At 57.7% G+C, this 26,790-nt stretch carries 19 protein-coding genes and 1 tRNA gene; 4 read left to right on the top strand and 16 right to left on the bottom strand.

Going from position 1 to position 26,790, the window contains the following annotated elements; genetic code table 11:
* Window positions 1–150 precede the first annotated feature (150 nt).
* Window positions 151–1,866: a MobH family relaxase gene (mobH, locus tag HU737_RS06280; RefSeq protein ID WP_186556112.1), complete on the top strand. Its 1,716-nt coding sequence runs from the start codon at window positions 151–153 to the stop codon at window positions 1,864–1,866.
* A 64-nt stretch (window positions 1,867–1,930) separates the two neighbouring features.
* On the opposite strand, the gene HU737_RS06275 is transcribed toward mobH, so the two are convergent.
* From HU737_RS06275 to HU737_RS06265, 3 genes are read right to left on the bottom strand one after another with little or no spacing between them, the layout of a single operon-like run.
* Window positions 1,931–2,545 carry a DUF3320 domain-containing protein gene (locus tag HU737_RS06275; RefSeq protein WP_367616011.1) on the bottom strand — a complete coding sequence of 205 codons (615 nt, stop codon included), beginning with the start codon at window positions 2,543–2,545 and terminating at the stop codon, window positions 1,931–1,933.
* A gap of 34 nt (window positions 2,546–2,579) precedes the next feature.
* Complete coding sequence (locus HU737_RS06270; RefSeq protein ID WP_186556113.1) at window positions 2,580–5,885, bottom strand: UvrD-helicase domain-containing protein; 3,306 nt, start codon at window positions 5,883–5,885, stop codon at window positions 2,580–2,582.
* Between the two features lie 2 nt (window positions 5,886–5,887).
* Window positions 5,888–6,964 (bottom strand): hypothetical protein, encoded by a 1,077-nt coding sequence (locus HU737_RS06265; RefSeq protein ID WP_225915584.1) that lies wholly within the window; start codon window positions 6,962–6,964, stop codon window positions 5,888–5,890.
* A gap of 88 nt (window positions 6,965–7,052) precedes the next feature.
* On the opposite strand from HU737_RS06265, the gene HU737_RS06260 reads away from it, so the two are divergent.
* Window positions 7,053–8,084, top strand: a complete 1,032-nt coding sequence (locus tag HU737_RS06260) for a TauD/TfdA family dioxygenase (RefSeq protein ID WP_186556114.1) — start codon at window positions 7,053–7,055, stop codon at window positions 8,082–8,084.
* A 66-nt stretch (window positions 8,085–8,150) separates the two neighbouring features.
* Here the strand turns inward: HU737_RS06260 and HU737_RS06255 are convergent, their stop codons facing one another.
* Both HU737_RS06255 and HU737_RS26135 read right to left on the bottom strand, forming a co-directional pair.
* The gene (locus HU737_RS06255; protein WP_225915583.1) at window positions 8,151–8,999 is read right to left on the bottom strand and encodes an RES family NAD+ phosphorylase; all 849 of its coding nucleotides are present in this window, start codon (window positions 8,997–8,999) and stop codon (window positions 8,151–8,153) included.
* 21 nt (window positions 9,000–9,020) lie between these two features.
* On the bottom strand, window positions 9,021–9,470 hold the full coding sequence (locus tag HU737_RS26135) for a hypothetical protein (RefSeq protein WP_225915582.1): 450 nt from the start codon (window positions 9,468–9,470) through the stop codon (window positions 9,021–9,023).
* Window positions 9,471–9,559: 89 nt separating this feature from the next.
* On the opposite strand from HU737_RS26135, the gene HU737_RS06250 reads away from it, so the two are divergent.
* Window positions 9,560–10,303 (top strand): hypothetical protein, encoded by a 744-nt coding sequence (locus tag HU737_RS06250; RefSeq protein WP_186556115.1) that lies wholly within the window; start codon window positions 9,560–9,562, stop codon window positions 10,301–10,303.
* A gap of 130 nt (window positions 10,304–10,433) precedes the next feature.
* The gene (locus HU737_RS06245; protein WP_186556116.1) at window positions 10,434–11,813 is read left to right on the top strand and encodes a DUF6035 family protein; all 1,380 of its coding nucleotides are present in this window, start codon (window positions 10,434–10,436) and stop codon (window positions 11,811–11,813) included.
* 98 nt (window positions 11,814–11,911) lie between these two features.
* Here the strand turns inward: HU737_RS06245 and HU737_RS06240 are convergent, their stop codons facing one another.
* The 11 genes from HU737_RS06240 to thrS form a co-directional block, all read right to left on the bottom strand.
* Window positions 11,912–13,486: a hypothetical protein gene (locus HU737_RS06240; protein ID WP_186556117.1), complete on the bottom strand. Its 1,575-nt coding sequence runs from the start codon at window positions 13,484–13,486 to the stop codon at window positions 11,912–11,914.
* Entirely contained in the window at window positions 13,479–18,347 is a 4,869-nt protein-coding gene (locus HU737_RS06235) for an AAA domain-containing protein (protein WP_186556118.1), read from the bottom strand. The genes HU737_RS06240 and HU737_RS06235 overlap by 8 nt, the downstream gene beginning before the upstream one ends.
* A gap of 648 nt (window positions 18,348–18,995) precedes the next feature.
* Window positions 18,996–19,072 (bottom strand) — tRNA-Pro (locus tag HU737_RS06230).
* 98 nt (window positions 19,073–19,170) lie between these two features.
* Window positions 19,171–19,527, bottom strand: coding sequence for a MerR family transcriptional regulator (locus HU737_RS06225; protein ID WP_043213594.1), 357 nt, complete (start codon window positions 19,525–19,527; stop codon window positions 19,171–19,173).
* Window positions 19,508–19,810: an integration host factor subunit alpha gene (gene ihfA / locus HU737_RS06220; protein WP_009394049.1), complete on the bottom strand. Its 303-nt coding sequence runs from the start codon at window positions 19,808–19,810 to the stop codon at window positions 19,508–19,510. The genes HU737_RS06225 and ihfA overlap by 20 nt, the downstream gene beginning before the upstream one ends.
* A 4-nt stretch (window positions 19,811–19,814) precedes the next feature.
* Window positions 19,815–22,196 carry a phenylalanine--tRNA ligase subunit beta gene (gene pheT / locus HU737_RS06215; protein WP_186556119.1) on the bottom strand — a complete coding sequence of 794 codons (2,382 nt, stop codon included), beginning with the start codon at window positions 22,194–22,196 and terminating at the stop codon, window positions 19,815–19,817.
* A 31-nt stretch (window positions 22,197–22,227) separates the two neighbouring features.
* Window positions 22,228–23,244 (bottom strand): phenylalanine--tRNA ligase subunit alpha, encoded by a 1,017-nt coding sequence (gene pheS / locus HU737_RS06210; protein WP_186556120.1) that lies wholly within the window; start codon window positions 23,242–23,244, stop codon window positions 22,228–22,230.
* Window positions 23,245–23,353: 109 nt separating this feature from the next.
* Window positions 23,354–23,710, bottom strand: coding sequence for a 50S ribosomal protein L20 (gene rplT, locus HU737_RS06205; protein WP_003250671.1), 357 nt, complete (start codon window positions 23,708–23,710; stop codon window positions 23,354–23,356).
* Between the two features lie 27 nt (window positions 23,711–23,737).
* A complete protein-coding gene (rpmI, locus tag HU737_RS06200) occupies window positions 23,738–23,932 on the bottom strand; it encodes a 50S ribosomal protein L35 (RefSeq protein WP_008100408.1) in 195 nt (64 codons plus the stop codon).
* A 61-nt stretch (window positions 23,933–23,993) separates the two neighbouring features.
* Complete coding sequence (infC, locus tag HU737_RS06195) at window positions 23,994–24,545, bottom strand: translation initiation factor IF-3 (RefSeq protein ID WP_186556145.1); 552 nt, start codon at window positions 24,543–24,545, stop codon at window positions 23,994–23,996.
* Window positions 24,545–26,467 carry a threonine--tRNA ligase gene (thrS, locus tag HU737_RS06190; RefSeq protein ID WP_186556121.1) on the bottom strand — a complete coding sequence of 641 codons (1,923 nt, stop codon included), beginning with the start codon at window positions 26,465–26,467 and terminating at the stop codon, window positions 24,545–24,547. Before thrS ends, infC begins: the two co-directional genes overlap by 1 nt.
* Window positions 26,468–26,790 lie beyond the last annotated feature (323 nt).

Here is a 26,790-nt window from a genome sequence, read left to right as displayed (position 1 = left end):
GCCGATCCCGATGTGCCTGGCTTCGAATTATCACACGCGTGAAAAGGGCCAAGGCGGTAAAGGGTAACGGCGGCAATGGAAGGGGGCGCAAGGGTAAGAGCTCTATCCGAAAAGGCAAAAGGACCTCCCGAACGAACAGCAGGTCATACGATGAAACGCTGGTGGTTAACATTTCAAAAAGGTGAGGCGGCAGAGCCCACCCCCACGCCCTTCGCCGAGGGCTTCCTGCTTCCCCAGTCGGCCGAATCTCTACTCGCCGCCGATCACCGGAGAAAGCTGCTCGAACGCATCTGGCAGTACACGGCCCTCTCCGAAGCGCAGTTTGATCGACTTTACCTCGAGCCCATCCGCCGCTACGCCAGTTACGTGCAGCAACTCCCGGCCAGCGAAAGCCATCATCACGCCTATCCCGGGGGCATGCTCGATCACGGGTTGGAGCTGATGGCCTGCAGCTTGAAGCTACGCCAATCCTATCTACTTCCCAGCGGTGCTGCACCGGAAGACCAGGCCGCACAAGCTGATGCCTGGAGCGCCGCGATTGCCTACGGTGCCCTGCTGCATGACATCGGCAAAATCGCCGTCGACCTGCAGGTGGAGTATCAGAATGCCGATCGCTGGCACCCTTGGCACGGCCCGCTGAACCAGCCCTACCGTTTCCGCTACCACCCAGAGCGCGATTACAAGCTGCACGGCGCCGCGGCGGGGTTGCTCTATACGCAGATCCTGTCGCCCGCCCTGCTCGACTGGCTCAGCGATTACCCAGCATTGTGGAACCAATTGCTGTTTCTGCTCGCCGACCACTACGAGCACGCCGGGACCCTTGGGGAATTGGTGCTGCAGGCTGACCGGGTTTCCACTGCGCAAAACATCGGTGGCAATCCCGCGAAGGCTTTGCAGGCGTCCAAGCACTCGCTGCAGCATCATCTGCTGACGGGGCTGCGCCACTTGGTCAAGAACAAGTTCAAGCTCAACCAGCCCGGCGCGGTCGGCTGGCTGACCGAAGACCACCTGTGGCTGGTCAGCAAGACCACGACCGACAATCTGCGGGCGCATCTGCTGGCTCAGGCCGTGGACGGAGTTCCCTCTTCAAACATCGCCTTGTTCGATGAACTGCAGTCACATGGATTGGTGGAAGCGACACCGGAAGGCAAGGCGGTTTGGAACGGCATTGTCACGGACGGTGACTGGCAGCATCGCTTCACCTTCCTCCGTCTGCAGCCGACCCTGATCTGGGCCGATGAGCTCCGACCGGATTTTTTCGGTGGCACTGTTGAGCCGACCATAGACCCACCTTTGACCGGTGAAACCGGGGAGTCGGCCCTGGGTAGTCCACAGATTTCAGCGGCAGAAAAACAGCCCACTGCTGTGCCGCTGAGTCTGGAGTCCGACTATCTCGACGAATTGATGGACATGCTGCAGGAGCCGACAGAGCTCCAGGCTGAAACAACTGCGGAAAGCCTCCGGCCTACCACTTCGCCCGACCAAAACGACGCGGGATTAGCCTTTATGGAGTGGCTGCGCGAAGGACTTCACAGTCATCGCTTAGTGGTCAATGACAGTAAGGCTAAAGTGCATACCGTGGATGGCACATTCTTCCTAGTCACGCCGGGCATTTTCCAGCACTATGCTGCTGAACACCTAGGTTTGGCTGACCCAGATCCCAAGAGTGACGGTTGGCGGCTCCTCCAACGCCAATTCGAGAAGCTAGATGTCCATCTGAAAAAACCCAATGGCCAGAACATTTGGACTTGCAAGGTTAAAGGTCCTCGCAAAACTAGCTCACTCAATGGCTACCTTCTGCGCAGCAAGGCAGCCATATCCCAAGAATCACCGGCGGATAATCCATTTCTTACATTGGCCAGGTAAAACTCCAACGCAATTCCATTGAGTAGCCCGCGGCTCGAACAATCCAAACCATGGGCACCTTAACCTAATCATTCCTGTGATGACGAATGGCTTTCTCGATTCGCGAGCGGCCAGCATGTGCGAACTTCATAACATCTGCCTCCTTGGCGACGGCGTGGATCAAGGCCTCAGCTGCGTGTCCCTTTGCTTCCATCTCACCCACGAGCGCAAACAACTCCTGAAGGCAGATTTCCGCCAGGCTGCGCACGGAGTCATCGTCACCTGGACGGCGGAATGTAGCTGCAGCATCTAAATCGAGTTTGGTTGGCCAGAAGAAGGTTCCCAGTTGCTCTTCCTCATAAGACCTGAAGTGCGCACGCGCGACCTGATCAACTTGATCACGAATACGTGCTCCCGTACGACCCCACCCGTGCGCCCGGGCGATGCGTCGGGACAGCACGCTGTCGAGAACTGGGCCTTCTTCGTTTACAACGTGGGCGATCATGCTCTGCAGAATCGGCGTGTAGGCGGTATCGAAGAACTGGTCAGGGCTCACGCCATCCACGGCGTGAGTAGGATCTGTCTCACGATAGACTGGGTAGTCTGCCGATACGTAGGCTACATATTCAGCAGCGGCCTCAACGGTGGCCACCTTCGCGTACTTGAGCTCCTGGAAGGCGCCAGCCGGGTCATTGGCCACAGGGATACCCTCCTCGCCCGTGATCAGTTGACATTCAGGGTTTGCTGTCGCAAATGCTCAGATAGGCGCATCTATTGCACCCTCGTCCTCTGCTGGCAAAGCGATCACCCGCAATGAACCGCTTGGACATCTTGTACACCGTCGTGCGCTCAATGCCACGCGAGGCGCCTTCTCGAATGCGTTTATCGGTGATCAACGAGTAGATGGTGGCATGCCGGATGCCGGGGGCATTCATGTTCACCATCATTGGCCTGAGCTGCTTCATCGTCCCTGACAGACCTTCGTGCGCCCGGATCCAGTGCAGTTCGCTGCCCACCGACAGCATCCACGGCAGCACGATCTGCAGCCCCCCGACCTCTGATACGAGCCCTTCTACCAGGCTGCCCCGAATCTCACCGACAAGCGCAAGGCCTCGCTTCACCGCTATCACGGCATCTTCATAGAGCTGCGGATCTTCAGTTTTCGGGGGCAGGAGGCGCGCTTTCCACGCTGCCTGGAACGCCGTCTGAGGCACGGCAGCGTTCTTCAATACCTCAAAGAGCATGTCGCTGACAGCCCACCGCGCCCGGATAGACACATCAATCTCCTGCTCAGCCGTCAGGGTCAGCTCATGCCGGTAGTGGTACTGAAGCGGGCAGTTCATGTAGGTCTGGAACGCTTCGTAGCTCACTGTGCTTGGCGCAACGGCGCTGCCAATCGGCAATGGGGCTGGCGCTATGGCAGGCAAACGGATGCCGAAGAGTGTTCGAAGCTTCTTGCCTGCCGCGTTGAGGGGCGCCGGCCTGGTGGTGTCAGCGAGCTGGTAGAGGTACAGGTGATCGCGGGCACGGGACAGCGCCACGTAGAGCAGGTTATTCCGCTCTACCTTTTCCTCGAACGCAAAGTCATCATCGGTGCTGTTGAGCACCTCGGGAGGAATCAGCTCAAGTGGACGCAGATCGTAGAAGTAGGGCCGATTGGGCCCGTAGGCGGTATCGTCGACGTTGGTGAGATGCACCGCCGAGTACTCAAGCCCCTTGCTGGAATGCACCGTCATGACGTTGACGGCATCCAGGGCTCTTGCCTCAGGCGGTATGCCTCGATCCGCCAGTTTCTCGCCAATGCGCCGACGTAGTTCTTCTTGCAGCAAGAACTTGGTGAGGCGGGACTGGCTGCCATCGCCGTCACCGTTGCGCACTGCATAGACGAACAGCCAGAGTGCGAGCCGGGCAGTGTGCGCCTCGATTGACGTATCAGTCGGATTCGGGAACCCGTAGCGACGATCCAGCATTACCGTGGAAACGAACACCCACGGCTTTGTATTGCGCGTGAAGCCCTGCAGCAACATGCTCAGGTTTGCTTTCGCCACCTGCCCTTGTGCCGAGAGGCCTGGGATATTGCTCCAGATCCATCGCCCACGCTGAAGCGCGGTACCACTGCCCTTCTGCGTGAAACGCATGAGCAACTCGATGTCCTGGGCCGTCATCGGGAATCGTGGATCCTGCATCAGGCCGACCAAAGACCTGGGCTGCCGCATGCAGAGCAGCTCCATCAGGCAGAACAGTCGCTTGATTTCAGGCCGCTGGCAAATGTCCCCGAGATGAAGAACCGGCACGCCCCGCTTGGTCAGCTCCTCGACAACGTGCTCAACGTTCGTGGAGCTGCGGCTCATGACCAATTGCTCGCGGTAGGGGATGCCCTGAGCCGCAAGCGCCTTGATGCACGTTTCAAGGGTGGCTGCCTGGGCGAGGTTGGAGTCGCACTGGTAGAGCCTTGGGATTTCGCCAATCGATGGCCGATAAGCCGTGACCGGCTCAAGCGGCATCAGATGACGCAGCGCGTGATACGTGCCAGCGCAGTTGAACAGGTCGAGAATCTCTGGCGTGCTTCGCCTGTTCAGATCTAGTGCATAGCGCTTGTACGTCGGTGTGATGTGCCGCAAGCTTTTGAAGGTCTTGTCGAAATCGATCAAGCTCTTGATGGAAGAGCCTCGCCAGTGATGGATCGCCTGGCGAACGTCACCGACCACCCACACCGAATTCGCATTCAGGGCCAACTGCCTGATCAGCTCGACCATGACCTCAGTGACATCCTGATATTCATCGACCAGCACATGCTCAAATTGATCGAGGTACTGCGCGACGGTGGCACGCGCGCTCCGGGCCTGGATTGACGGGTAAGCGACCAGGTCGACGTAATCGACCCAGCACTTTTCCCGCATGGCCTCTTCATAGGCCTCAAAGAGTGTCGCGATGTCCTCACGCTCATCCTGGACATCCTGATCACATGGGGGCAGCGCCTTGAGCCGAGCGCGGTAGTCATCGACCGTCAGGCACTCTTCCTTCAATCGCTTGATGTGCTCGATCACACCTGGAAGCCAATCGTAGGGGTTCTGTAGCCGCAGGTAGTACTTCAGCCTGACCTTGGCCAGGCGCCCAACCATCAGCCTGACCTGCATGAGCTTGTCAGCCATGCTTACTTTCGCGCGGAGGTTGAACAGGTGGTGATGCTTACGAAGGAATTCCAGGCCGAAGGCGTGGAAGGTGCCCGCCCACACGTTTGTCGCGTTCTTGATACCTGAGGCAGCCAATCGCTCTACCAATTCAGCAGACGCCTTGTTGGTGAAGGTGAGCACCAGGATCTTGTTGGCCGGCACGCCTTGCTCAAGCAAGTACTTGATGCGGTGCACCAGGGTGGTCGTCTTCCCGGTGCCGGGGCCTGCCACCACGTTCACGAACGTTTCTTTGGCATGCGCCGCCAGGCGCTGCGCATCGGTCATTTCTGGCAATGCACCAGGCGGTACGGTGGGCAGGATCGGCAACAGAAGACCGTCAAACAACTGTTGGCGAACGATCTCAATCGGTATCGTCAGGTTGAGCGAGATCTGACTCGCGCCGAGGTGCGCGAAAAACTGTTGCTGGGCGACGATACGAGGCAAGAGCAACTCGCGCGCGAACACATTGGCCTGCAGTTCAGTGCGCTCGTTTGCGCCGTATGCCTCAACCTTGACGATCGCCTCGCTGCCTTCGGAGGCGGTCATGGCCGCAAGATCGGCGTACGTGGTCTCCTGCAGATCGGCGTCCAGGTACCAGTGACCCAGTTCATGCGCGATCAGATAAGCCTTCTCGGCTTCACTGACATCCTTGCGGATGTACATGGTCTCATCGTTGCGCTTGAGTACACCATCGGTGCCACCCAGAATCGAATGGCCCGGTGGTACAAATTCGATCCCAACGCCGAGGATCACTTCAACGTTGGCAAGCAGCGTCTTGGAAGAAACTGACCCATGAGAGTCGGCTAACCCCACCAGCGACTCTCGAACATCCATGGCTTTCCGTCGAGCCCTGTCGAAGGGATTCATGCTCAACCCTCCAGTTTCAGCAGGCGAGCTTCCTCGTCCGGCGACAATTCCAGCTCCTTCACTGCAACACTCCAGGATTTCCGCTGCAGATCAACTTGTGGTTTACCTGCAGTGGCCTTGAAGGCAGGTACAGGCTGACTCGTAAAACGTCGCTCCAACGCAACGGAAAACGCGTCGAAGGGAACCTGCAGATAATCCGCCATTTTGCGGATGACCCGAGCAGGTGCAAAGACAGATCCGCCCAGAATCAAGGTTGCCAGAACACGGTTGTCGCCCAAGTCAGCCTCAGCAGCAATCTGCTTGGCCTTCGGCCCCTTTACACGCTCGATGGCTTCCAAAGCCAGCGCGACGGAAGCATCGGCAATTACCGGCGCCTTTACGGCCAACGCAGCGGCCACCGGACAGTGCGACAGCGCCTCGGCCAAAAGGCCATTTACGAACGACGAGGTGGAGCGTTCGTACTCTCCCGCCGTCAACTGCGTTTTCATGACCAGTCGACGCTCAGCACGAATGCTCCAGTTTTTCGTTTGGGCACCGGCGAAGTCGTTTGCTTTTCGTTCGTACTCTGCCAGCAGCTTCGATGTGCTCTTGGTTCGGGACTCCCGATCGAAGCGAGTCAGCCCATCTTGCAGAAGGTCACGTGCGGCGATCGCACGCGAGATGCCCCTCTGCTTGGCGACCGCGTCGATCTCCTCAAGCAGCGATACCTTAGTCGTAACGCCGATCTGTTCGCGGGCTTTACCAGTTGCTTCATCCATCTGTTTAGCCTTCACCTCAGAATGCATGATCGTCTCCGTTGCCTGGGAGTTCACCGCAGGCTCTCTGGTTGAGACAGACATCTTTTCTTTCTGTTCTTCACGTGGAGCCAGTGGCATCACGTTCACAAGCGCGTGCATGAGGTTTAGCGCGACATGAGGTTCATCCTTGCCTTGCACATCCAAACAGGTGCCATCAGGGAGTGTAAGCCTGCATCTGAATCCCTGAGCCGCTTTTGTCAGACTCATATAAGGCTTGAGGCAGGCTAGAAAACTAGCGCACCCGTTGAGATAATCGGCGAGCTTGAGGCTGGGCTTTTTCATGGATCCGAACGATCGCTAGCAAGAAAACGCGTGATAGGTCACGCTGTCGTATATCACATTTATATCACCCGCACGCGTAGGCACACAATTGATCGACGCTCATTTTTGTACTGCTTTGCGAATCGTTATCACGAACTGGAAGTCGCAGCTCAGCGTTGAGGACATGGCTCAACAGCTCAGTGATCCCGTTGCATTTGGCCATGCCTTGCTGCCAGCGCTTGATGCCGAACTGGCCAATCTGGGCTGTAAACGCAGCGACGTTCATGATCTTGCTTGGCAAATGCCGTGCCTGCATTTGCGCAGCGTGTTCGACCCCCAGAGCATTCCTGACACGCCAATCGGCTTTCGTCCGGTACCGGACTGCCTCGGTACACTGGTAGCGCGTGCCACGGCAATCATGTGCCTGGCCGGACTGGGGGCCGATACCGTGTCGTATGGTTCGGAAAACGGCGGCGACCTCTTCGTGAACCTGGTCGTGATTCCGGGTGAAGGCCGGGTTTCTGAAAAGTCGCAGGGAAAAATGAACGGCCACACCGATGGTGTTTCGTTCCCCGTGCGCGGCCACCGCGACCCTGAAAACCCGCGCATTGCACCATCGCCGGACTTTGTTTGCCTGTCAGCGCTGCGCAACCCCAACGCAGTGCCGACGACCGTGATGCCGCTTGAAGCCATCTTGAGCGAGCTTGACCCCGAGCACATTCAGGAACTGCAGAAACCGCAATATATCCTGCAGTCGCAGCTCACCTTCCGCGACGGCATGGAGGAGATCCTGGGCGAAGAACTGCTGGTCGATGACGCCCAACTGCTGTTTCGCATGCAGAGCGGATTCTGGATTCGCTACAGCCACAGCTCCACTCAGCCAGCCGATGTTGGTGAAACGCCCGCCAAGAAGGCGATGCATGCGCTGACACAGGCCTGCTTGAACTGCGTGATCCCTGTCGCCCTGGCGCCCGGGGACATTGCCATCGTCAACAACCGCATCGCGCTGCATGGCCGGACAAAGGTCGGCGAGGGACACGGCGGCGTGTCCCGCTGGATGCTGCGTACCTACGGGCTTGATACTTCCGAACTCGACGAGTCCCAGCGCCACCCCAACAGCACCTTCATGCTGTTCCCCTGACAGACAGGTGTCAGCCAGGCTGGGGCGTTTCTTGGCGCCCGAGCCTGGTTGCAGAGGGTTCGCGCACTAGAACTCATGCATCTCAGTCAGCGGCCCAAGCGAGTTCTCTCGTAGGGGTTCATCGCTTGGGTCGTACACCAAGCCTCGAATCTTGTGATAGATCAAGCTGCCCGGCACATATTCGATTCGCGGTGCGTCAGATGCTTTCGCCCCCCTGAGCCCCATGCCACCCTTGAAGCGGAATGTCATCGACTCCGCTGTGCAGGCCACGTGCGAGAACAGCACGATGTTGGTTCCACAGTCCTGCTGCACCGAACTGAACATCACACCATCAATCCGAGGTTTGCAGTGCGTCGCCAGGTACTCGGCGATGACCTGGGTAGTCAGATAGTCGCGCTCCAGGCCTGGCAGAACCGGCAGAGTAATCTCGCCGTGCAGATACCTCAGGAATTCTCGCCGGCCCTCTTTGGCGAAAAACGCTGGATCGAAAAAGCTAAGCATGGGCCCCGGATCAGCCTCCTCCAGGCGCGTGAAGTCCAGCACCCTGACGTCCTTGTTCAATCTGAACTCACCGCTCACGACCGTGCCGCCCACTGGAGGCCGAAGTTCGGCGATGCAAGTCAGGCGCTCCAGCGCACCATAGAAAGCAGGGACACCAGCGGGATTCATCCTGCCCTCGCCCGCCCTGGCCTTCGGCGGCGCCCCGAGATTGCGGGCAGGATTGGCCAGGATTTCATCCACGCTTCCCGATGCCAGGCAGGTGCGGGCGCGGTAGATCGGCGGTGCGTTGTCAGGCGTGAGTACAGGAACAACCGCGTGTTCACTCAATGGGGCGCAGTACTCACCCAGGTCGTCGAACAACCAGTCGAGAAAGGCCTTCGCGTTATCGTTGAAGAACCGATTGCCGTGCTTCATGCCCTCCTGGAATTCGCCCCACTAAAAGCAAATGTCGTTCGGCATCGCGGACACCCTGGAGTACGTCACACCATCGCTGTATGACGCGAGCTCACTGCACACCGCCGTAACGATAGGTTCGACGTTGTCGCAGCCAAACACTTCTCCGACCCAGAAATCGAGCGGGTTACCGTACTGGTATTGCTCAGATTCAACACCATTCCAGCGGAAGTCGAACTCGCCCTCACAGATGTAACGATCGAGGATTGCCTTGACGAGGGTGACGATCTCGAAGAGCGGGACGCATTGGCGATTCGAGTCACACAGGCTACAGACGGCTGAGGCGCCACTGTCTCGAATCTCCCCACCCAGATAAGGATCGACAACGCATTCGTAACAGACGGTTTCTTGAAGCATGGCGATCACATCATCCTTTCGCTCGATGGTGGCAGAATACAGGCACGCATGCAGAGCATGATCGCTGATGATCACTCACAGTCAATACGCCGCTGTCAAAGCTGCATGGCCCAGACCGGGCCGCGACTTAAAGGCAGCACCACCGACATGGGACAGGAGGCTACATGAGTGCAAGCAAGGACGTGTTCTTCGAAATCGAGGCGCAACAATGCAGTTTATGGATTCACAACAAGTACGGCCTGGATCTCACCGCTGAAGACACAACGGGGCTCTGGAATGAGTTCTACGAAGAGTACATAGAGATGCTCGATGCGGAACAAGCCGAGTACCTGTGGCTGGAGCGACATTCGCACAAGCAGTTCTTCCATGAGTTCTCCACAGACCTGACAACCGCCTACAGCCTGCTGACGCTTGTGGGCAACCAGACTCAAGCCGACACGACGTATAAGCTGGTGTATGCGCATGCAGTGACCTTACTTGAGGCATTAATCAGCACCGTCGTACGAAAGCTTGTCATCAGCGAGCCTCGTCTGATGCTGAACCTCGTCACCGAGTACGAAGCGTTGAGCAAGAGAACGATCTCCCTCAAGCAGGTCGCCCAGGATCCCGCGATCGTTCAGGGCATTGTGCTCAAGGTGTTATCCGAGCTCAGCTTCCACAACGTGGCCACCATCCGTGAAATCTTGGGCGCGATGTTTGGTGAGCACATGAAAGGGCTTGAGATGGCAGACATCGCTCGGATCTGCATCAAGCGGCATGACATCGTTCACCGCAACGGAAAGACCGTCGACGACGAACCGATTGATCTGAGCATCGAAGACGTTCAGCAAGCGATCTACGCCATAGAAGCCTTCGCGGCAGACCTGAAGCGCCGCGTTGATGAGGCACTTGCAAAGAAAGACACGTAGGTTCAGCCATGAATCAATAGGTCTAGCGGAGCTGGATATCACCGGGTGGTAGTAAGTGTAAGCAGTTCGGTGGCAGCGCGAAGCCGCAATCGGGATTCTGGAAGCACGAGCCAAACGAAAGGAAAGCACCATGTACACCCGTGAATTCGCACAACCCACCGATACGATGCTTCTGACCGCAATCCTCGACATGGAGACCGGACTCGACGTTGACCTGCAGGTGTTTCTGAGCCGCGAGCTTGGGCTGGTGATCAAAGACCGCGCTGAACTGGTCAGCCGCTACACGCGCAATCGCGAAGCACCTTGGCTTGTCTGCCACCTGTGCACTGCACCGGTGATTCTCGTGCGCACCAAGGGGCGTCGCTTCCACTTCCGTCACCATCCCGTAGAAGAGGTCGAGCAAAAGTGCTCGATTTCCACTCGCGGCCAGCTCAGTGCTCAGCAGATCAACTGCATCAAGTACAACGCAGCAAAAGAAAGCATGGCCCACCTGAGATTGAAGGGCATCATTCGCGACAGCCTGATCGCCGACGAGAACTGCACTGAGCCGCAGCTTGAGGTGGTCTGGAAAGGCATTCGACTGGCCGACCGGGCGCAATGGCGCAAACCGGACGTCCAAGTCGAACACGCCGGCCAGCGGATCGCTTTCGAGGTGCAGCTCTCGACGACGTACCTGACCGAGATCGTAGGCCGCCGTGAGTTTTATCGCCTGAACAACGGCGCGATAATTTGGGTCTTCCAGGACTTCGACCCCAGCCTCACGCGCACCTCCGAGGAAGACATCTTCTATTTGAACAACTACAACGTGTTCGTGGTGAATGACGCCACACTGAAGCGCTCGCAGGAGTCGAAGCGGATGGCGATGGACTGCTGGTTCGCCACCCCGGAGGTGAAGAATGGCCAGATTTATGACAGGTGGGTCAAAGAAGAAGTGTTCCTGGATCAGCTGACCATCAACCCCAAGGATCAGAAAGTTTACTACAGGGATTACGAGTACGTACGCGCAGTGGTCGAACAGTTGCTAAGCGCTTCTGCTGCCCGTCAGTCGTTCATTGATTTCTGGTCAAGGCATGCGGCGAACGACTGCCGGGAGACAAATGCCGCCTGGATAATTCTCCGGGAGAACATGCGCATCGCGATGCCAGAACTCCTGCTGCCGGCGGATCACCGTTCTGGCAAATTCCACGGCATGGTTTCACTGATGTTGAGTGCCCGTTTTGGCTACCCGGTTGGCTACAACCTGCCGCGCTTGCTGAACGTCGCCAACACCGCGTTTGATCACTACAAAGAGTACCTGTACGCGTTCGGGTGGACACTCAGGCTTTACGGCCATGAGCAGCTTTTGAAAGACCAGGACACCAAGGGCACATGGGCACGTCGTACGAAGATCATCAAAGAAGGCATGGCAAAGCACGATGAGGCGTTTCGACAGGATCCTTTGTTCAACAAGCTCTTAGCGTTCCTCGTGCCGGAAATCAGTGACAAGCTGGCTCAAGCCAGAGAATGGTGATCTTCGACCGGGCGAGCACACACTGTGCTCGCCTTTAACCACTCAGCCGCTGAACCCATACTGGTTCAGGTGGTCACGCAAAGCCATGAATACTATTGCTACATAAATTCATTACGGTCTCGTGATGCAGTGACAGAGCGTTCATGAAGAGAGAAATCGCTCACATCTGCGTCATTGAACCAGAACCCGCGGCCTTCAGGCGTGCTGCCGTTTCTCCGACCTGACCCATAGAGCGACGACGTCAAGACAACCTGAATAAACTCAACCATCTTCTGCAGTTTTGCATCGGACTGGCTCACAAACCCTAAGGGAACGTTGTACCGGTCTGCGCTTGGCACTACCCACTGGTACGTCGCCGCGCCGAAGATGCCAGGGATCAATAAAACTTCGAAACACTCCTGCTTGGGTTGGTATGGACCTAGAAACACGCGACTGAAACCTGCATCGAGAAGATGACGTGCGCGCTTGACGAGGCGATCCCTGTTTTCCTCTTGGCGGCAGGGCGCAATGGCAACGACTTCCAGCGTTGTACCCAAGCTCTCCTTGAGCGCGGCCTGGATGCCGTTGATGAGATCGCGAACCAGGCTAGTGCGCCCCCATAGATCAGAGTCCGGGATCATCCAGAAGATAGCCGCTGGCCGCTCAGTGTTCGTAGCCCGCTTGGATGTAGCGAGGGCCTTATTCAGTCCATTCAAAAAACGCTGCTGGCATTTGGGCATGTAGGGTGCGCCAAGAAGCGCTTGGCTATTGCCGGCATCGTACATTTCGCCGTTCGCTTGGCCATGCACATCGCGTACATACCGCCCGAAATCGATCACTTGGTCTTTGCGCAGGCCGATCCGCCCGTCGGGTTTAATCAATGCGATCCTCTCCCCGCTAGCCTGCGCTGTCAGCAAATATCGCGAGAGCAGTTCATCGTCGAAGAACTCGATGAAAGTGCGTAGGTGGTTGGTCCGGGTTGAGAGTGCGGCGATCCGGTCGGATGTTAGGGTCCGCACCTGCGAACGTAGTGACTCGGGCAGAAGTTCGAGCTGCGCGTCAATCTCAAACGCGACGTTGCCCTCGACGTCTACTTCGAAGTGGACGGGAAGGGGGACGCTGAACGGGCGCCCAGCGCGAATCTCGTCCACTTTGTAACAAGCGTAAGCTCGCTTGTTCTCATCTTCCTGTTCGAAGCGCTCGATATCGAGGAAATGCTTGTGAAACGCGGCCTCTGCCCTATCAATTGTCTTGCCTGCTGCGGGGTCGTCCGTATTCCAATTTAGCTCCAAGGCGTTGTCCCAGTAGCTACTCGAAAGCGCCTTGGGCAGTGGCGTGTAACTCAATAGCTCGAAGACGGGTCGGCTTTGCCGCTCAGCGATCCTTGTGAAGCGCGGCATTCCTTGTGATGACCCCGCGAAGCGCGACTCAGCATAAGAGGTTAGCGAGATGCGGCCGTTGCTCTCTCCGACAAGACCTTCTTCTCGCAAGAGTTCAAGCAGATTCCTTATCTCGCTCGCGGATAGGCCGAAATACTCCCGGAGGGCACCGACATCCAGAGGACCGCTCAGGTGAAGTAAGCGCACGGCGAAGTCCGTCATGACTGGAACCTGGCGGTCGATGGAGACATGACAGCGCACGTTGAAAAGCTGCGCTGGAATCGCTACAGCGACGGTATTGAAACGCTCACGCATTGGACAGGCTCCGCTTCAGGTCCTTGGATGGCACGAACGTGGCTAGTTTTTTTTCCGCGAGGCGTTCGACTTCGTCGAGCACGCTTTTCATCGGCGTTTCCGTCCGAGAACGCCACATGGCCGAGGAAGTGACGATCACCAACCGGTCCTTTGATCGAGACATGGCAACGTTGATGCGCTCTGGATCGCTCAAAAAACCAATGTTCTCGCTGGTGTCGTTGCGGACAACTGAGAGCACGATGATGCGGTTCTCCTTGCCCTGATAGCTATCCACTGTACCAACTGAGAAGCAGTGACGAAGCCCGGATGCCCATTCAGCTTGCTCGAGCTTCTCCCGGATCATGTCGCGCTGATCAGAGTACATGGCGATCACACCGATGATGGGCTCATGCTCACCTTCCTGCTCCTGGACCTGTTCCAAAAAACCGGCTGAGGTCAGGATTGCTCGAACCACTTCCACGACGGCCAAGGCTTCCTGCTCGTTCACGAGCGCACCTTCGTGGGTACCAGCCGGCCGGTGAAAGGCCTCTCGACCCTGATCTTGGGTATCTACCCACACAACCTGCGAGGCGAGAAATCCGGGCAGCTTCTCGTACTCTGCTCCTGGAGGCGCGCGTCCGACCTCAAGTGCATCCGCGTAGAAGCAGTGCGATACGAGTCGGTTGATGTGCTCTGCCATACGGTATTGCACGCGTAAAGTTCTTCCCACCGATTGGCCGTAATTCGATGAGAACGCACGTTGGAAATTGTTCATCCGCCGGAAGTCCTTTCGCTGCATTCCCAGTAGGGCCGACGCTTGGTCCTCAACGGCGCGGGGGTACGACGGCGGCAGTTGTAGGTGATCGCCCACCAGTAGCACGCGCTTTCCCGCTTGCATCGCGACAACAAGTTCCATCGGGGATGCCCGTGCGGCCTCGTCGACGATGACCCAGTCGTAGGGAACCTCTGTGATGCCCAGTGCCTGCTTGCCAACGCCTACGCAGGTGCCTGCCACAATGCTGGAGCTGCGTGCGAGGAAAGCGGTGTAGTTGGAGCGTGGGCTACGTAGCACCTGGGAAAACTCCATCGATAGAAGAGCGATCTGCTCTAACCGAGCGCATTTAGCCGGACTCGGTGAGCCGTGCTGTTGAGCCAACGATTCGAGTTTTTGGCCTATTAAGTTACGTAGGCTGGCGGCGTCATTTCCGGTCGATGCCTGAATGCCGAACTGACGCTCCGCGACCTCGACGAACACCCGCCTGAGCCGTCGCAAGTGCTCCTTAGCCGAGGGATCCTCACTATCGGTCTCGTTTATCGTGTGTATGAGGTGGTCAATGCTCTGGAGCATCGGACCCAGTGTGATGTGAAGCTTCGTTGCGGAACGCACGTAACCCTCTGGAAGCCCCATAGCCACGCCCGCCGCTCGCACACGATCCGTGATTTCCGCGTCAAAGCTTTCGCGGTAGCGCTGACGTAGCGAATCCTCTTGGACGTTACGGAGTCCGGGCGACACCATTGATTGAAGGCCGACACGCACCATAGGCACATCCATGCTCGACGCACGCAGCGAACCAGCCACTTTGTCCATGGCATTGTTCACTGCCTCATGTGATTGGCTGACCAGCAAGATGTTATGAGCCAGCCCTCGCGACAGCAGCAGGTGAACAAACGACGCAATGAATTTGGTCTTCCCCGTTCCTGGTGGCCCCTGCAGCAGTGAAATTGGTCCATAGGATAGAGCGGTCCGCAATGCCTCTTCCTGAGAGGGGTTCAGTTCGTATTTACTGAGGTCACCTAGGTCAATCGCGACCTGGCACTTCGGCATTCGTTCGGTGTCCGGATCGAAGTAGTCAACAAGCGAAGGAATGAGGCCTCCGCCCGCGAGCACCCGCTTCATTGCTGCGACCCGCCGCTCAGACGCTGCCTTTTCGAAGGTACCGCGGACGTGCAATATGTCTCCTGTCTTCGGCGAGAAGCGCATATTCTTGGAGCGCACCCGCATCACGTCGCGTCCAAGGTCGGGTGAGACCCAGCCGACAGTAAACCATCGGTCGCTGCCGTCGATAGGGTCAACGCCGCGTTCCATCAATTCGATGCCTTCGCCCTCCGAGAAATCGAGTACGCCCGCCTCGCAGTCGAAGGGGATGACCCACTCCTCGCTATCAGGTGAGAATTGCTTCGCCCCTTGCCGCACCGTAATCTTCGTGACGTTCATCTCATCGGTATCGGATAGCGCGCTCCAGAGCGCTGTTGCCGATACTCTTTGCGAGGACGAGCCTCCGGACTGGCGAGCGTAGGGGTCGGCACCGAGTGCCACGGCCGCGTCATTGCCTACCAGATCATCCAGCACATTCGCGCGGTAGAGTTCGTACAGCAAACCGGCGAGTGCGGTGACGTCGGCCTCCTCTGCAAAAGTGACGTGAATCTCTCCGTTCAGAGAGAAGGCCTTGCTGCGGTGGGCGCTGACGAACTCGATATGGTCGACATCCTTAACTGCGGAGCCAAGCACAGCGTCCTCTTTTGGGTCGTATTTGATATAGAGCTCTTGTCGCACCCCGACGATGTTAAATCGAACGTGTCCAGTTTCGGCATGCCGAGTCGCGCGCACCGAGTATTCGCCATTGTTGGAGACCAGGTCCAAAGACGAAGAACCACTACGACCGCGGCGCTTTAGGGTTGCCTTGAACGTCGAGATTGAACGCTGTTTTGGGTAAAGCTCGTCCTGCAGCGTCTCGGCCAGCAAGTCCAGCGGCGGCAGTGTGTCTACCAACTCAATAGCCCGATTCACGTCGCTTCGCGTGGCCGTGAAATCCTCAGGCAACAGCGTCAGTACAAGCATGCACACTGCAAATGCGTCACGGTGAAGCGGGGATGCGCACTCCAGAGCCGGAGGCACCGTACCAACCGTTACCCCTTCGTCTCCATCGGCGCTTAGGTCTGGGATGTCTACCAGCACGACCTGCGGCATCTGTGCCTCCGCCGCCTGCGATACGATGATGTTATCTGCTTTGACATCACCGTGGGACAGCCCCAAGGCGTGGAGACGCTGCACGGCATTGAGGACTGCGTGCGCGACGAGGGCACGGTGCCTCCCCTCTGGGTTGTTTGCCAGCCACTCGGTTAGCGTCTGTCCTTCTGCCCATCGCGTGACCAGCATCAAGCCAAACATGCTCAAGCCAAAATCCAAGACGTCTGGGGCTGCATCGAACCCTGACTGCCGCATAGACCTAGCTTGCTGGAGGAAAGCGAGCAAGCGTAGATTGCGCGCTAGATACTTCGGGTCGTACTTGAGTTGTGGCCAACACTTCACCAGTACCCGCTCACCGTTCTGCTCCGACTCGTAAACCATCTTGGTGGGATGAGTCGAAATGGTATGTTTAATAGGGAGGGTTATTAGACTGGCGTCGGTCTCATAGCCCTCGAAATCTTCAGCACATACGTCCGGTCCAGCATCAACCGACAAACAGTCGTTCAACGCGTCGAGCGCCTCGGAAGCATTGTGGTAGCGCGTTTTAGGATCCAGGTCCATGGCTTTGGCGTACCACGGCGCCAAAGCTGGAACAACGAGTGTGACTGCATCGTCATAGACCGGTACGTTGTTGAGTCTTTCTAACTCGCGGCTCTCCAGCATCTCGTAGACCAGCACCCCGAGCAGGAATACGTCACGAGCGAAGGGATCAATTGAGCGAGCCTGTGCGGCGACGCCTTCATCTTCCGGTAGTTCGATAGACCCGGTTTCCAGCTCGACACGATGAACGCCCACGGTCTGTGCCTGGGGCACCCGCGCGGCAGCGAATGTAGACAGGATCACACGGGACGGTTCGAGCACCCACAGCGTACGTTTAGTGATGTCGCGATGAGCAATTCCCAGTGCGTGTAGTTTCGAGAAGCGCGCCAGGATGCTTTTGGCCAATAAGCGTCGGTCTTGCTCGCTCTTGTTGCTGTTGCGCTCTAAGTGCTCGGAGAGACGTTCAATACCCGTTGGAAGTCGGTACGCTTCAACGAAGTTGGTAGTGATGTCGTCAGCCGTCGCGGAGCCGATCGGTTCTAGCAGATCTTCATGAAGCCCTGGTGCCTGGATCCGCAGCGCCTCATTCAAGCGCAGCTCGCGAAGGCCGATTGTCTGTCGCTCGACGGTGGACGTGCCGCCGGCGGCAAGCTCTTCGAAATTCCACTTTCGCAGCAGCGCTTTTGAGCTTCGGTTCTCTTGGTGCTCGGCCAGGAACTCCGACCAGATATTGCGCGGATGTACGTAGTCCGCATGATCCTCAATCTGCTCAAAGCCATGCAGCACGGTGCGGCGCTTAAGCACCGACGGGTTGGAATTGGAAAATATCGTGTTGTACTGCTGCCGGTGGGGCAAGGGGTCTGCGGACCGATAGTTCCATTTCGGGGGAATGTCGGGGAAGCGCATCTTGTAGCGCGTCCCTTCTGAGGCCACATGCACGAACTCGGGGAGCGTTGTGACGAAGCGGCGCTGCTCGTCCGGAAAGCTAATCAGCCGGCACTTGGGATGGCAGAGCACTACCAGCGATTCAATGAAAGGCACCTTTAGGGAAGGGATCTTCTCCTGAATGAGCTGCTTCAAAACGCGAGCTTTGTTATCTGTTGTGTCGACAGGTGATGGCATGGCTGCGCCGCGATGGAACCACTGGCCGGACGAGTAGGAAATGTCACCTGACCAGTTCTTCAACTCCACGACCAGGATCCTATTGGGCGTCAATAGAAGCAGGTCAATATCCAGTGGCTGTTTAGAGCCTCGCGTAATCAATCTAAATGCTGCATAGGCACCCCATCCGCGGGGTAGCTTCGCTTCGAGCTCTCGCAGCGCCGCATGCTCAACCTCCAGAACACCTCGGGGGCTAAGGTAGTTGATACGCAAAGTTGAGATCTCCTTATCCTGACCTATTTACCAGCCATCTACCCTGGATGGCTCGCCACAACCTCGGACTATGCCATCATAGTCTCGATATGTGCCATCACAAATTGGGATACCTAAGCAATAGCCCTAGAGGCCAACCAAATCGGGTGCCTGGCACGCGTTAAGAATCCCAGCCTGAGGGTGACCGCATGAGACTTCTGCCCGTGAGCGACGAAAGTGGCTCATGACAGAGCCACTGACAATCAGCCTAGGAGGCACACCGAAGCCCAAGGTTAACGCCTCAAGGACTAGAGGCCGTTCGGCAGAAAATTCCAGGGAGATGCAGCGAAAGCCAGCGCCCAAAGTATGGGCTAGAGTATGGGCCAAAACCGACCACGCACAAAAAAGCCCCGAAATATCAGGGCTTTAATGAGAATTTGTGGCGGAAGCGTAGGGATTCGAACCTTCCAACTGCCCCTCCCGCTCGACTAATCGCTGTTTCGCATGAGCGGATGCAAATGCCCAATACCCTGCCGTTTCTGAATTCTTGACTAACGGCAGTTGAAATTCGGTGGGGCAAAAAGTGGGGCAAATTTGCTAACCAAGGAAAACCGGACAGGCATAAAAAAATCCAGCCACCGCTAAGTGACTGGATTCTTTGGAGTTATTTGGTCGGGACGGAGTGATTCGAACACTCGACCCCTTGCACCCCATGCAAGTGCGCTACCGGGCTGCGCTACGCCCCGAACTGCTCTCGATACTGCTGAGAACGTTGAGAAATCTACCCTAAGCGTCTGATTAATGGAAGCTTTTTTTCAAAAAACTTTCCACTCGTCGGATCGGGTCACTTCTTCAGCACCACCAGCACATCTTCCAATTCAGCAATCATCTGCCGGATCAGTTGCTTGTACTGGGTGGTATCGTCCTTGGCTTCATCACTGGACAAACGCAACCGCGCGCCGCCGATGGTGAAGCCTTGGTCGTACAGCAGCGCACGGATCTGGCGGATCATCAGCACATCTTGGCGCTGATAATACCGCCGGTTACCGCGGCGCTTGACCGGGTTGAGTTGCGGGAACTCTTGCTCCCAGTAACGCAGCACGTGCGGTTTTACCGCACAGAGCTCGCTGACTTCACCAATGGTGAAGTAGCGTTTGCCCGGTATGGGGGGCAGCTCGTCGTTATGGCTTGGTTCCAGCATAGGCCTCAACCCGGGCTTTCAGTTTCTGCCCTGGACGAAAGGTGACGACGCGGCGTGCGGTGATCGGGATCTCTTCCCCAGTCTTGGGGTTGCGGCCCGGCCGCTGGCGTTTGTCGCGAAGGTCAAAGTTGCCGAAACCGGACAACTTGACCTGCTCGTTGTCTTCAAGCGCGTGGCGGATCTCTTCGAAGAACAACTCGACCAGTTCCTTTGCTTCGCGCTTGTTGAGCCCCAGCTCCTCGTACAGCCTTTCGGCCATCTCAGCTTTCGTCAGAGCACCCATGCCGTTATTTCCTTAACGTGGTGTTCAACCTTTGTTCGAGCGAGGTGAGGATCAACTGCAGGGTGGCGTTCACCTCATCGTCATTAAGAGTGCGCGATGGATGCTGCCAGGTCAAGCCGACGGCCAGGCTTTTTCTATCAGGATCAATACCTTTACCCTGGTAGACATCAAACAGCCTGAGGTCTGTGAGCCATTCGCCTGCATTGTCACGAATTACTTCAAGGACCGAGCTCGAAGCTACATCACGTCCTGCGATCAAAGCCAGGTCACGCCTGGTTTCAGGGAACTTGGACAGTTCGCTGAATTTTGGCAGGCGACCTTCGACCACTTCTTCCAGGATCAACTCGAAGACGAACACCGGGCGGTCCAGGTCGAGGGTCTTGGCGAGTTCTGGGTGAAGTGCGCCGAGGTAGCCGACTTCCTTGCCGTCACGTTCGATGCGAGCAGTCTGACCTGGGTGCAGGGCTGGATGCTTGCCGGCAACGAAGGTGAAGTCGTTGAGCGCGCCAGAGTAGCCCAGCAGAGCCTCTACGTCGGCCTTGACGTCGAAGAAGTCGATGTTGTCACGGGCGTTGGCCCAGCCTTCCGGCAGGCGGGTGCCAGTGACGACGCCGGCGATCATCGGCTGTTGCTTGAGATCACCCAGCTGGCCGACGAAGCGCTGGCCGCTCTCGAACAGGCGAACGCGATCTTGCTGGCGATTGAGGTTGTGCTGCAGTGCCTTGACCAGGCCCGGCCACAACGAGGCGCGCATGGCAGCCATGTCGTTGGAAATCGGGTTGGCCAGCAGTAGCGGCTCGACGCCAGGGGTGAACAGCTCGAACAGCTTCGGATCGATGAAGCTGTAGGTGATTGCTTCCTGGTAGCCGCGAGCAACCAGCAGGCGGCGCAGGGTTGGCAACTCGCCACGGGCTTCCGGAGCACCTTTTGGCGCCAGACGCGCTTGCGGGTAGCGTACCGGCAGGTGGTTGTAGCCGTACAGGCGAGCCAGCTCTTCGATCAGGTCGACTTCCAGGCTGATGTCGAAGCGGTGGCTTGGAACGTTGACAGTCCACTGCCCTGCCCCATTGCTGGTGGTGGTCAGCTCCAGGGCGTTGAGCAGTTGCTCGACCTGTGCTGGTTCCATCTCCATGCCGAGCATCTGGGTGATGCGTTCGGCTCGCAGGGTGATCGGCGCCACTTTAGGCAGGTGCTGCTCGCTGACACTCTCGATGATCGGGCCAGCTTCGCCACCAACGACCTCCAGCACCAGCGCGGTAGCGCGCTCCATGGCTTCGCGGGCCAATTGCGAGTCGACGCCGCGCTCGTAGCGATGCGAGGCATCGGTGTGCAGGCCGTAGGAACGGGCCTTGCCAGCGACCGAAATAGGCTCGAAGAAGGCGCTCTCAAGGAACAGGTCGCGGGTCTTCTCAGTATTGACACCGCTATGCTCGCCCCCCATGACGCCAGCGATAGCCAGGGCCCGGGTGTGGTCGGCGATGACCAGGGTATCGCTACGCAGGGCCACTTCTTGGCCGTCGAGCAGGACCAGTTTCTCGCCCTCTTCGGCCATCCGCACGCGGATGCCGCCGTTGATTTCGGCGAGGTCGAATGCGTGCATCGGTTGCCCGAGTTCAAGCATCACGTAGTTGGTGATGTCAACGGCGGCGTCGATGCTGCGCACATCGCTGCGGCGCAGGCGCTCGACCAGCCACAGCGGGCTTGGCTTGGACAGGTCGACATTGCGGATGACCCGGCCCAGGTAGCGCGGGCACGCAGCCGGAGCACTGACTTCGACCGAGCGTACTTCGTCGTGGGCGGGCGCGACTGCAGGCACCGCCAGACGAGTGACCGGAACGTTGTACAGAGCGCTGACATCGCGCGCCAGACCGACTACCGACAGGCAGTCGCCGCGGTTCGGGGTCAGGCCAATTTCGATGCTGGCGTCGTCCAGGTTCAGGTATTGGCGAATGTCTTCACCAACCGGGGCATCGGCTGCCAGTTCGAGCAGGCCATCGTTTTCTTCGCTGATCTGCAGTTCGGCCGCCGAGCAGAGCATGCCGAACGACTCGACACCCCGCAGCTTGGCCTTCTTGATCTTGAAGTCGCCCGGCAGTTCGGCGCCGATCATGGCAAACGGGATTTTTATGCCCGGACGGGCATTGGGCGCGCCGCAGACCACCTGGAAGGTTTCCTGGCCGCTACTCACCTGGCAGACGCGCAGCTTATCGGCGTCCGGGTGTTGCTCGGTGCTCAGGATTTCGCCAACGACGATACCGCTGAACTGGCCAGCAGCCGGGGTAACGCTGTCGACTTCGAGGCCGGCCATGGACAGACGAGCGACCAGCTCGTCACGGGAGACTTGCGGGTTGACCCAACCGCGCAGCCACTGTTCACTGAATTTCATGCTGTTCTCCTGAAAGTTGCGTCGATTGGGCCTAGCGGAATTGGGCGAGGAACCGCAGGTCGTTGTCGAAGAACAGACGCAAATCGTTGACGCCATAGCGCAGCATGGCCAGGCGCTCGGCACCCATGCCGAAGGCGAAGCCCTGGAACTCTTCCGGATCGATGCCGGACATGCGCAGCACGTTCGGGTGGACCATGCCGCAGCCCATGACTTCCAGCCAGCCCGTCTGCTTGCAGACGCGGCAGCCTTTGCCGGAGCACATCACACACTGGATATCGACTTCAGCAGACGGCTCGGTGAAGGGGAAGAACGACGGACGGAAACGCACGTCCAGTTGTTTTTCGAAGAACACCCGCAGGAATTCTTCGATGGTGCCCTTGAGGTCGGCGAAGTTGATGTCGCGATCGATCAGCAGGCCTTCGACCTGGTGGAACATCGGCGAGTGAGTGATATCCGAGTCGCAGCGATAGACGCGGCCTGGGCAAACAATGCGGATTGGCGGCTGAGTGGACTCCATGGTCCGCACCTGCACCGGCGAGGTGTGGGTACGCAGCAGCATGTTGGCATTGAAATAGAAGGTGTCGTGCATCGCCCGCGCCGGGTGGTGGCCGGGGATGTTGAGCGCTTCGAAGTTGTGGTAGTCGTCTTCGACCTCAGGGCCTTCGGCAATGCCGTAGCCGATGTGGGTGAAGAACTGCTCGATACGCTCGAGGGTGCGGGTGATCGGGTGCAGGCCACCGGTGGTCTGGCCACGACCTGGCAAGGTCACATCAATGCATTCGGCCGCCAGGCGAGCGCTGAGCTCGGCCTCTTCAAAGGCAGCTTTGCGTGCGTTGAGCACTTCGGTAACGCGTTCCTTGGCGTCGTTGATCAGCGCTCCAACCTTGGGGCGCTCTTCGGCTGGCAGGTTGCCCAGGGTCTTCATCACCTGGGTCAGCTCGCCCTTCTTGCCGAGAAATTGAACCCGGATCTGTTCCAGGGCATTGATGTCTTCAGCGCGCTCCACAGCTTCCAGGGCTTGGGAGACCAGCGCATCCAGGTTTTCCATGTACAGACTCCAGATACGAAAATAGGGGAAGAGCTTTGAAGGCTCTTCCCCTATCGATGACGTTCAACACCCAGCGATGCTAGCACCGCCGGGTGATTGTCGTGGGTACTTAAGCCAGAACGGCTTTAGCCTTTTCGACAATCGCAGCAAACGCCGCTTTTTCGTTCACTGCCAGGTCAGCCAGAACTTTGCGGTCGATTTCGATCGACGCTTTTTTCAGGCCAGCAATCAGACGGCTGTAAGACAGACCGTTGGTGCGGGCACCGGCGTTGATACGAGCGATCCACAGAGCGCGGAACTGACGCTTTTTCTGGCGACGGTCACGGTAGGCGTATTGACCAGCCTTGATGACAGCCTGCTTGGCAACACGGAATACGCGCGAACGTGCACCATAGTAGCCTTTAGCCAGTTTCAGAATTTTCTTGTGACGCTTACGAGCGATTACGCCGCGCTTTACACGAGCCATGAGTAACTTCCTCTATCTAGACCAGAATTAACGAACGCGCAGCATGCGCGCGACTTTTGCCACGTCAGACGGGTGCAGCAGGCTGCTACCACGCAGTTGACGCTTACGCTTAGTCGACATTTTGGTCAGGATGTGGCTCTTGAAAGCGTGCTTGTGCTTGAAGCCGGAAGCCGTTTTCAGGAAACGCTTCGCAGCACCGCTCTTGGTTTTCATTTTTGGCATGTTGGAACTCCGCATTCGATAAAATTACACAATAATCATCAGGCCTGCCGTGCCCGGGAGATTACTTCTTCTTTTTGGGGGCGATGACCATCATAAGCTGGCGTCCTTCCATCTTCGGATGCTGCTCAACGGTGCCGTATTCGATCAGGTCAGCTTCAACCCGCTTCAACAGCTCCATGCCCAGCTCCTGGTGGGCCATCTCACGACCACGGAATCTCAGAGAGATCTTGGCCTTGTCCCCATCACTAAGGAAACGTACCAGGTTGCGTAGTTTTACCTGGTAATCCCCTTCCTCCGTCCCTGGACGAAACTTGATTTCTTTGATCTGGATCTGCTTCTGGTTTTTCTTGGCCTCGTTGGCCTGCTTCTTCTTCTCGAAGAGGTGCTTGCCGTAGTCCATCACCTTGCAGACAGGAGGTACGGCGTCAGCAGAAATCTCTACCAGATCCAGCTTCGCTTCTTCAGCGATACGAAGCGCTTCATCAATCGAGACGATGCCAATCTGCTCGCCGTCAGCGCCAATTAACCGAACCTCGCGGGCCGAGATATTCTCGTTGATCGGGGCCTTCGGTGCAGTTCGTTTATCGTTTCTCATTTCACGCTTAATAGTTATTACTCCGATTCTTGGCGACCACGCCGGGAAACCGCATGCGCAAGGAGCTCAGCGAATTGGGCGACGGGCATGGAGCCCAGGTCAGCGCCTTCGCGAGTACGCACAGCGACGGTTTGCGTTTCGACTTCACGGTCCCCTATAACCAAAAGGTACGGGACCTTGAGCAAAGTATGCTCGCGGATTTTAAAGCCGATCTTCTCATTTCTCAAGTCAGACTTGGCACGGAAACCGCTATCGGTCAGGTTTTTTTCCACCTCAAGGGCGAAATCGGCCTGTTTGTCGGTGATATTCATGATCACCGCCTGGGTTGGCGCCAGCCAAGCTGGGAAGACACCGGCATAATGCTCGATGAGCATGCCGATGAAGCGCTCGAACGAACCGAGGATGGCGCGGTGCAGCATCACCGGACGCTTGCGGGCGTTGTCTTCGGCGATGTAGCTGGCGTCCAGACGCTCAGGCAGGTTCGGATCGTACTGCAGGGTACCACACTGCCAGTTACGGCCCAGGCAGTCGCGCAGGGTGAACTCGATCTTCGGACCGTAGAACGCGCCCTCGCCCGGCTGGTATTCCCACTCCAGACCCGACTCGTTCAGGGCATCGGCCAGCGCACCTTCAGCGCGATCCCACAGCTCTTCGGAGCCGACGCGCTTGACCGGACGGGTCGAGAGCTTCATGGCGATGTCGGTGAAACCGAAGTCCTTGTACACATCCAAGGTCAGCTTGATGAAGTCGGCGGCTTCTTTCTTCACCTGATCTTCGGTGCAGAAAATGTGCGCGTCGTCTTGCACGAAGCCACGCACACGCATGATGCCGTGCAGGGCGCCGGATGGCTCATTGCGGTGGCAAGCACCGAATTCAGCCAGGCGCAGCGGCAGGTCGCGGTACGACTTCAGACCCTGGTTGAACACCTGCACGTGGCATGGGCAGTTCATCGGCTTTACCGCGTAGTCGCGGCTTTCCGACGAAGTGGTGAACATGTTTTCGGCGTAGTTGGACCAGTGACCGGACTTCTCCCATAGGATGCGGTCGACCACTTGCGGGGTCTTGATCTCAAGGTAGCCATTGATGCGCTGGACGTTGCGCATGTACTGCTCGAGCACCTGATACACGGTCCAGCCGTTCGGGTGCCAGAAGACCATGCCCGGGGCTTCTTCCTGCAGGTGGAACAGATCCAGCTGCTTGCCGATCTTGCGGTGATCGCGTTTTTCGGCTTCTTCGATGCGCTGGATGTAGGCCGCCAGCTGCTTCTTGTCAGCCCAGGCAGTGCCGTACACACGTTGCAATTGCTCGTTCTTGGCATCGCCGCGCCAGTAGGCGCCGGACAGCTTGGTCAGCTTGAATGCCTTGAGGAAGCGGGTGTTCGGCACGTGCGGACCGCGGCACATGTCGACGTATTCTTCGTGATAGTACAGGCCCATGGCCTGCTCATCGGGCATGTCTTCGACCAGGCGCAGCTTGTAGTCTTCACCGCGATTGTGGAAGACGTCGATGACTTCGGCGCGCGGGGTCATCTTCTTGATGACGTCGTAGTCCTTCTCGATCAGCTGCTGCATGCGCTTTTCGATGGCCGCGAGGTCGTCAGGAGTGAAGGGGCGCTCGTAGGCAATGTCGTAATAGAAGCCTTCGTCGATCACCGGGCCGATCACCATCTTGGCGGTCGGGTACAGCTGCTTCACTGCGTGGCCGATAAGGTGGGCGCACGAGTGACGGATGATCTCCAGTCCCTCTTCATCTTTAGGGGTGATGATCTGCAGGGTGGCGTCGTGCTCGATCAGATCGCACGCATCGACCAATTTGCCGTCGACCTTGCCGGCCAGGGTGGCCTTGGCCAGGCCTGCGCCAATAGAGGCAGCGACTTCGGCTACGGATACGGCGTGATCGAACGAACGTTGACTGCCATCGGGAAGAGTAATAGTGGGCATGGCGCCTCCTCTCCTAGTGGTGACCCCTACCAAAGGTCACGTGGGTTGGGATGAGCCAGTACAAGATCCGACCTGCCTTTCCCGCGGGAAAGCCTGCCTCACAGTGGCAGAAGCCTTTCGGCTTGCCAGGGACGAACCAGAGTGACTGGAAAATAAAATGGATTGCAGCCGGCACCAGGCCCGCCGCAAGCCAAGCATGCTAGCACGCGGGTTGCACCCCAGGCAGAAATATTTGGAAATTACGCCCCAGGCTGAACTTGTGCGGAAATTTGCCTATCAGACTTTCTGAAGCATCCTACTCTGTATGAGACCTAACCCAAGGA

The organism is Pseudomonas urmiensis (assembly GCF_014268815.2).
GTDB lineage: Bacteria > Pseudomonadota > Gammaproteobacteria > Pseudomonadales > Pseudomonadaceae > Aquipseudomonas > Aquipseudomonas urmiensis.
Note: the sequence above shows the minus strand (reverse complement) of the source record. Positions and strands in the feature narration are given on the sequence as shown.